Source organism: uncultured Sunxiuqinia sp., assembly GCF_963974515.1.
Lineage (GTDB): Bacteria > Bacteroidota > Bacteroidia > Bacteroidales > Prolixibacteraceae > Sunxiuqinia.
On sequence record NZ_CAXBDD010000139.1, the window covers coordinates 1 to 7,230 of the forward strand.

Below are 7,230 nucleotides of genomic sequence, written 5' to 3' on the forward strand. Positions count from 1 at the left end.
AAGTTGAAACCGCCTGAATATTTGTTGGGTATTTTAGCTTCAACGCTCGAAAAACAGTATCAAACGAATGACAGCCAATATCTCCAAGAGCACCTGTACCAAAGTCGAGCCACCCCCGCCATCGAAACGGATGATAATCCGAGTGATATGGGCGTACAGGAGCGGGTCCGGTGAAAAGATCCCAGTCAAGACTTTCAGGTACAGGAGGGGTATCCTGCGGTCGTCTCACTCCCTGGGGCCAATAGGTATCAGCAAGCCCCCGATTTGGACGATCCGTCCAAACGTGTACTTCCTGTATTGTGCCAATCACCCCATCCAAAATCATCTCCTGAATCCGACGTGAAGCATCGCTGGCCTGACCTTGATTGCCCATTTGTGTTGCAACTTTGTACTTCCGGGCAGCTTCTGTTAACATCCTTGCTTCATAGACCGTGTGAGTCAGTGGCTTTTCAGTGTAAACATGCTTTCCTCTCCTCATCGCCTCCATACTTATTAAGGCATGCGTATGATCGGGCGTAGCGACGATCACGGCGTCAATATCCTTCTGCTCATCCAGCATCATCCGATAGTCTTTATATCTTTTTGCTTTCGAGTAGGTGTTAAACACATTGTTTACCGATTCATTCCAGTCAACATCACACAGGGCAACAATATTCTCCGTCTTTGCGACGTCTTCCAGGTCTACACGCCCCATTCCACCGATACCAATGCCTGCAATATTGAGTTTATCACTTGGAGCGAGGTGACCCAATCCAGAAACAGCATATGAAGGCACAACAGTAAACCCGCCTATCACGACGGCCGAAGTGCCAATGAAACCTCTCCGGTTTATCGTCTTTGATTCTTTCGATTCCATGATAATCAATTGAAGTATTCGTTATTTAATGAATGATTGGAGTAAGAACCAAGTTTCGGAATGATATCCCGGTATGATCCCCTTGAAGATATATAGGCCCTGGAGCAAACACATCGGACTGAATAGCTCCACCCGTGGCACCATGAACGGGCTGATTATTTATAATCGTGGTGCCATTGAGCAATACAGTTACATGCCGGTCACACAGGGTGATATCCAAGGTCTGCCATTCACCCGCTGGCTTCTCAGCTTTTACCGACGGAAGAATCCGTGTAAAAATAGCTCCCATACTACCACCCCAGGTAAGCGGACGCTCATACGAATCCGCCACCTGCACCTCGTACATGCCACGTAAATAAACTCCACTATTGCTGCCCGGAGGGGCATTAACCTCAAGCTTCAAATTAAAATCCCCAAACACTTCTTCAGTTCTCAGATTCCCGTAACGAATTGGAGGCGTTCCTTCCTTTTGAACCGGATTATTCGTTAAAACGCCATCTGTTACCGACCAGCCGTTTGCCAGATGATCCTCAATCAGTCGCCATCCTTTAAGGTCATTCTTGTTTTCAATCAATTGAATTGGCTTTCCATACTTGAGGCTCTTCAGATCCGGCACAGGAGGAACATCAGGTAGTTTTGTCCCTTCAATAAAAACAGAATCCACTCCAAGCCCTGTCACCTTCGGGCTTAAATAAAATCCATTGATCTTATCACCATCCCTTTTCACCTCAATCCATGTTGGATAATCGCGCGTAAGCGTTGCATTTCCCTGAGTATCCTTGGTCAAAGTTGCCTTACGAGGATTTCTGCCAAGATACAAGACATCATCAGCAATGTAAACATAAGGCAAGCCATAAAATACGCCTCCACCGCCCCACATAAGATCGGCGTCTAAATAACCATCTTCCTGCCTCACTTGAAGCCAGCCGACCGCATTGTTCCCAAAATCAAAAGTCCACTGCCCCAAGAATCTGTCTAGTTGCTCTTGCGGCCCTTCAGTCATAGATTCTGCATTCTTAGTATGGCACAAGGCTGACATACCAATGCAAGTAAATAATACCAGGAAACTTAAAATTGCTGATGATTTCATAATTTTATGATTTAGTTGGATTTAATTCATTTCAAGATTTGTCGGTCTGTTATTAGTTTTAGTTGGTCAGGTTAGTTTAAGCAAAGTCAGTTCATTTTAATCCTAGATATACTTTGGGTGATATTTACCATCTTATATCAACTTTGATCCCGTCGGGATCATTCTCAAATCCTAACAAACCCGTTTTACTTTCCTCGTTCCACTCCCACGAAAAATCGTTCAACTCCTTCCCTTCATGATCAAACACCAGGCATTGCTGTGGTGTGCCTGGCAAAAGAATACGCATCACATTGGTTGTATTCAAGGGGCTTTTCGTGATAAAGGAATAGCGACTTTTTGTTATTTCTTCATCGTAAACGCGAGATGCGGCGGCCAAAACCTGAGGCCTATCCTGCTGTTCGATTCTATCCACATTCAGAAGGTAAGCCTGCTCTCCGGGTGAAACTGCCTTTTCACTGAGAACGGGCAATTTAGGATCGAATAAATCAATTAGTCGACCTCTCTGCACAAACGGTTCATCACTTATGCTTTCGTCTAAGACCGAAATTAAATCGTAAGCTCCACGCTCCAGATAGAAATTATTTTTAAAGACCAATTCTCCGGCTTTAGCCTCCTCTTCGTAAAGTCGCTTGACAATACCGACAAACTTTTCATCACTGTCAGTTTCCAAAACAAACTCTTTAGGATCTTCGCGAATAATATAGACTGTGCCTTCTCCGTACTGATATTCACCACTTTCTCCTGAAGATTCAATATCCAACAGTTCAAACAGATGCTCAGAAGCAGTTTTGTATTGGTTTTCTCCGGTGTTCCACCAATCCTGAACTGACTGGAACGGATCAATGTCGCGCCCGGCATAAACCAAAACACCTCCACCTTTCACCCAATCAGCAATATACTCGTGCCCTTTCGGGTCTCCCGGCTTCATATTAGAATACGACATAATTAAAACCTTGGTATCTTTCCAGGTTTCCGGATAGGACACATTTTCGAAATGCATTGTTTTAACAGGAACACCGCGCTTCAAAAACGGTAAAGTTTGACCATAGAAATTCGAAAAACTAGGATCTTCATACCCCTGATGAGTTGGTAAACGCTGGAACATTAATGAATTCGCCATTAACACACTGATCCCCTCAGATCCAGACAGTTTGTTATCAGATAACGGCATACTATTCAGCGAATTGATCATAACCTGCATCTGTGTCGAATAAAAACGGGGAATTTGCTCCTTCTTATCACTATCCGCACTTGTTTTGTAGAGTCCTTCATAAATTCTGTCCGGCCAAGGCATCACTTCATAGTCAGCAATGTTCGGATAAAGCAATTGGGCTGTAAAAGTTGCCTGGTAATTTTTTTTGTAATCAACCCAGTCCCTGGGCCAATCTTCAATCGGATCGGTCAAAAAGAACATCTTTCTACCAGTTGGAGCCGTCATGGATTCCATTGAGCCATATTCAAGATAAGCAGTTTCAAAAACCCGTTCTTTCTGCTTTCCATCAAAATAATTAGGTGTTCGGGAAGTCCCAGTCCATACTTGTGCAATATATCCATCGACTGATGGCAAGGAGGCTAGACTAGCCTCCGGACTTACAATCTGCCATTGTGAGTAATTAACCAAAGAGTGGGTTGGCACATAACATCGCACATCCATGCCCTTACTCTTTCCATATTCTTTAGCATAGGAAAAACACTCATCTAATGCCCGATAATATAAGTGATACTTCAATTTATTTGACAAATAGGTATTTTCCGGCGATTCATGCTGTGGACGCCAATCAAACCCATAAAACTCTTTCCACTCTCTTTTGAATGCCTCACTATACCCGGCACGTGCCCAAAACTCAGGTTCTTCAAGAAAAATCGCATCGATACCGGCGTCAATCACCCGCTTTATTTGAGTCTCTTTTATATATTTGATAAAATTCTTTGATGGCACAATATAGGGAACCATCCGTCCATGCCAAATGGTGTCTCCTCGCTGCGTTACTTGGCCTTCATCCAAATGTGGCTCACCATCCCATTTCCCGGTGAAATATTCCTGATATTCACCCCAGGCAATACCAGTCATAAAGTGCGTGATATATCCTCTGTCCCGCCAGCTTTGGACACGCTCTTCGAATGTCATCCCATTATTGCGGTGATGATCCCGGACACTGTACACGATTGCGACATCAGCCCTAACATCAGTAACTGGTTTCCATGGATTAGAAGTCTGAAATGCAGTTTTCTCTCTCCTCTCCGGAGTTGTATTTTCTGTCGTTTTTGAGTTTGAACAAGACACAAAAAAAAGAAACCCCAGGAAAATGTATATTATTGACTTAACTTTCATCGTTTCTTGGTTTGTTAAAAGAAAGAAGCCATTCCGCACTTTCAAAAACACGAAATGACTTCATTTCAGAATTAATAATAACTAATTGGGAATTTCGACTCTGACGGCTTCGTTATAATTATGCCTCCTAATATTTTCGGTGGCATAGTTTATTCGAGCAGCAGCCCGTATAAAAACTGTTCTTCCGGCAGGAATCTCTCCATTTGTAGTAACTGTGATTGTCTGTCCCAGAAGATTGTCAAATGAATTTCCATCATAATTTATTTGAGTCGTGTACCTGTTATCCCATTCCCGGTATCCAACATGTGGAACCTGGCTAACAAACAAGCGAAGGTCAGTCACATTGAGCATGCCATCATTATATCCGCCCATAGGCTCAATTTTCGCTCTAAAATCAGCAGGACTAACTCCCCGTGTTACTCTAACGTTAGCAGTTATCTTTCCGTTGCTTACAGTAGGTTGGCCAACCCACTCTAATTTGAGGAAAGGCTGAACCTCAAACTCCACTTCAGTAACACCCTCAATGTCAATATATTTTGATTCGTCAGCGATGGTATCACCTGAGCTGTTGGTCCTCACTAGTGGGATAAAAGCCCCATCAATCCGGACATTATAGTGCCCTTTGAAGACTTTTGTATTTTGAAAGATTCCTTCCTTCATACACCAAAAATCAAAGTTGTCAGGAACTTCCGTTTCTGTCCAGCTGAGTTCACGAAGTCGAATCCGTGTTCCCTCACTACCTTGGTCGGTCAGCACAAGTTCTCCAGTAGCAACATCTACTACGCTACCTTTTATAGTTTCCTCAGGCAAATCAAAGTTGTCAATTTCACATGAGCTGAAAGAAATTACAGCCAAGCAAAATAATACACCATAAAATATTTTTTTCATCTCGTTCAATTTTAAGATTAAATTAACGCCCTGGTTGCTGATCAATGACTGGGCTCTTAGATACTTCACCACCTGGAATTAAGAAATAATATTCCTGTTCTGATAAACGGAAGCGACGTCTGCCTTCATCCAATCCAGCATCGAAGAAGTATTCTCCAGTTGTTGATGAATAAAATGGATACAATCCCTTGTAGTATGCTCCATCTGCTTGTGTATATCCATTCAACATGTCAGAATGTTGAGTTCTCCAACGTCTGATATCCCATAGCGTTTTGTGTTCAAACGCAAGTTCCTTTTTACGTTCTTTCCGGATAACTTCCAGATCAAGTTCTGTCATACTTGTCAACGGATCCGCCCCAGCTCTTTCACGAATTTCCTGAATGGCGTCAAAGGCAATCTGCTTGAAATCATCCCCTGAAGGAGCTGTTTCTCCGGCAAGCAATAATTCTTCCGCCGCTTCCGCTACATTCAACAGAATCTCAGCGTACCGCATTAAAATAAAGTGTTGCTCTGAACGAGCCTCCAGTACTAAACTTTGTGGCATATTTGGATTGAGCCACTTACGCACTGCAAAACCAGTCATAGCCGCGGTACCATCTGATGTGAACGGGCCACTTTTCCCACCGGCATTCATTATCGTACCATCTGGCAATTCTACCGTTTCGTGCGTGTTTCCATTCTGTGACAAGAAAAGAGATTTTTGGCCTGCAAAATCACCGACCGCTCTATAGGCATCTACCTGGTTATAATTCGATGGTCCTGACACCGTATAATCTGGCGCCCCTCCATTAACGACTCTCAAAGGGTCAATGCCGTTTGAAGCATCACCTGTGAAAATACCTCGCCGAATCTCGATCACTTCCCCTTTGAAAACATCACCTGGGAGTATAACATAGGCACGAAGACGTGGTTCTGCATTGGCAAAAATGTCAGTCACATTATCGTACATGACGTACTTACCATTATCGTCAAAAACTTTAATCGTTCCATCTTCATTTTTATCGAAACCATCAAACAGCTCAACAAAATCAAGCGTTGGACAGTTTCCTGCGGAATAACCATTACCCCCCATCAACTGACGTGGAATATTGTAAGAATCATAACCATGAGCCAAATCAGGATAGCTATATTCTTTTATATAGATGTTTTCAGGACTCGAAACATCAAAGAACATGTCGACCATATTCTGGTATTGAGCCTCTTTGTCGTTGGGAGACCATTTTTTCTTATACAAGGAATATTTCCCGGACTTCATAACTTCACGAGATGCGTTGTAAGCCTCCCTGAAATACTTCTTTGAAGCTGCGGCAGCAGAATTGGGGTCAAAACCAATAACACGTACGTCAGTCTTTTGACCAAAACCTGTTATATTGTTGTACTTTGCCACCGAGCCGGCAAACAACATCGCTTCAGATTTAAACCCATAGGCTACATACTTATTTGCATAACCACGTTTGGGACTTGACTCGGAGAGATTTGCAATTGCCATGTCAAAATCGGCCAACACTTGATTCCAGGTTTCCTCCTCCGTTGAACGTGGGATTTCAAGTTCCTCTGCAGGATTATCAGGATATTTCAACACTTCGGTAACCAATGAAACTCCTCCATAACGTTTTGCTAAAGCATAGAAAACCATCGCACGGGCGAAGTAAGCCTCTCCGATAAAATGGTTGTAGTCTGATTCACTAAAATTTGCCTGGTACTCAGGCAAAGTTTCGAGTAATCGGTTGGCATCACGAAGCAGGTTAAAGGCTCTACCCCAATATGCTCCATTTCTGGCCCAGCCTTCGGATGTCATCGCTGTGCCAGCATCGCGACCTAGTGATTCCCCCGAATTTGCTCCGGGAGTGACCAACCAGTCATCAAAAAACTGACGTGCTGGTGAATATTTAAAATCCTCGAATGGCATTTGGCTATACATACGCGACATGTAAACAGTCATACCTGTTGCATCGGTAAACAGATCTTTATCTTGGACAACGTTCATCGGTGGAATTTCCAAGTAGTCATTACAGGAAATAATCGCACTACTAAACGCCATTAATGTCAATATCAAATATTTTA

Annotated in this window: 5 protein-coding genes; all 5 read right to left on the reverse strand. The window is 43.2% G+C overall.

Annotation, left to right across the window (positions count from 1 at the left end):
* Window positions 1–751 (reverse strand): Gfo/Idh/MocA family oxidoreductase (locus AAC033_RS17555; protein ID WP_339740531.1); only part of this gene is annotated, 751 nt, incomplete at its 3' end.
* 130 nt (window positions 752–881) lie between these two features.
* On the reverse strand, window positions 882–1,946 hold the full coding sequence (locus AAC033_RS17560) for a DUF1080 domain-containing protein (RefSeq protein ID WP_339740533.1): 1,065 nt from the start codon (window positions 1,944–1,946) through the stop codon (window positions 882–884).
* 124 nt (window positions 1,947–2,070) lie between these two features.
* Window positions 2,071–4,278 (reverse strand): hypothetical protein, encoded by a 2,208-nt coding sequence (locus tag AAC033_RS17565; protein ID WP_339740535.1) that lies wholly within the window; start codon window positions 4,276–4,278, stop codon window positions 2,071–2,073.
* Between the two features lie 81 nt (window positions 4,279–4,359).
* On the reverse strand, window positions 4,360–5,166 hold the full coding sequence (locus AAC033_RS17570; protein ID WP_339740537.1) for a DUF3823 domain-containing protein: 807 nt from the start codon (window positions 5,164–5,166) through the stop codon (window positions 4,360–4,362).
* A 22-nt stretch (window positions 5,167–5,188) separates the two neighbouring features.
* Window positions 5,189–7,230 (reverse strand): RagB/SusD family nutrient uptake outer membrane protein (locus tag AAC033_RS17575; protein ID WP_339740539.1); only part of this gene is annotated, 2,042 nt, incomplete at its 5' end.

Coding starts and splice junctions, on each gene's coding strand:
- AAC033_RS17565 (WP_339740535.1), bottom strand. CDS start 4,278: ATGAAAGTTAAGTCAATAATATACATTTTCCTGGGGTTTCTTTTTTTT.
- AAC033_RS17570 (WP_339740537.1), bottom strand. CDS start 5,166: ATGAAAAAAATATTTTATGGTGTATTATTTTGCTTGGCTGTAATTTCT.
- AAC033_RS17560 (WP_339740533.1), bottom strand. CDS start 1,946: ATGAAATCATCAGCAATTTTAAGTTTCCTGGTATTATTTACTTGCATT.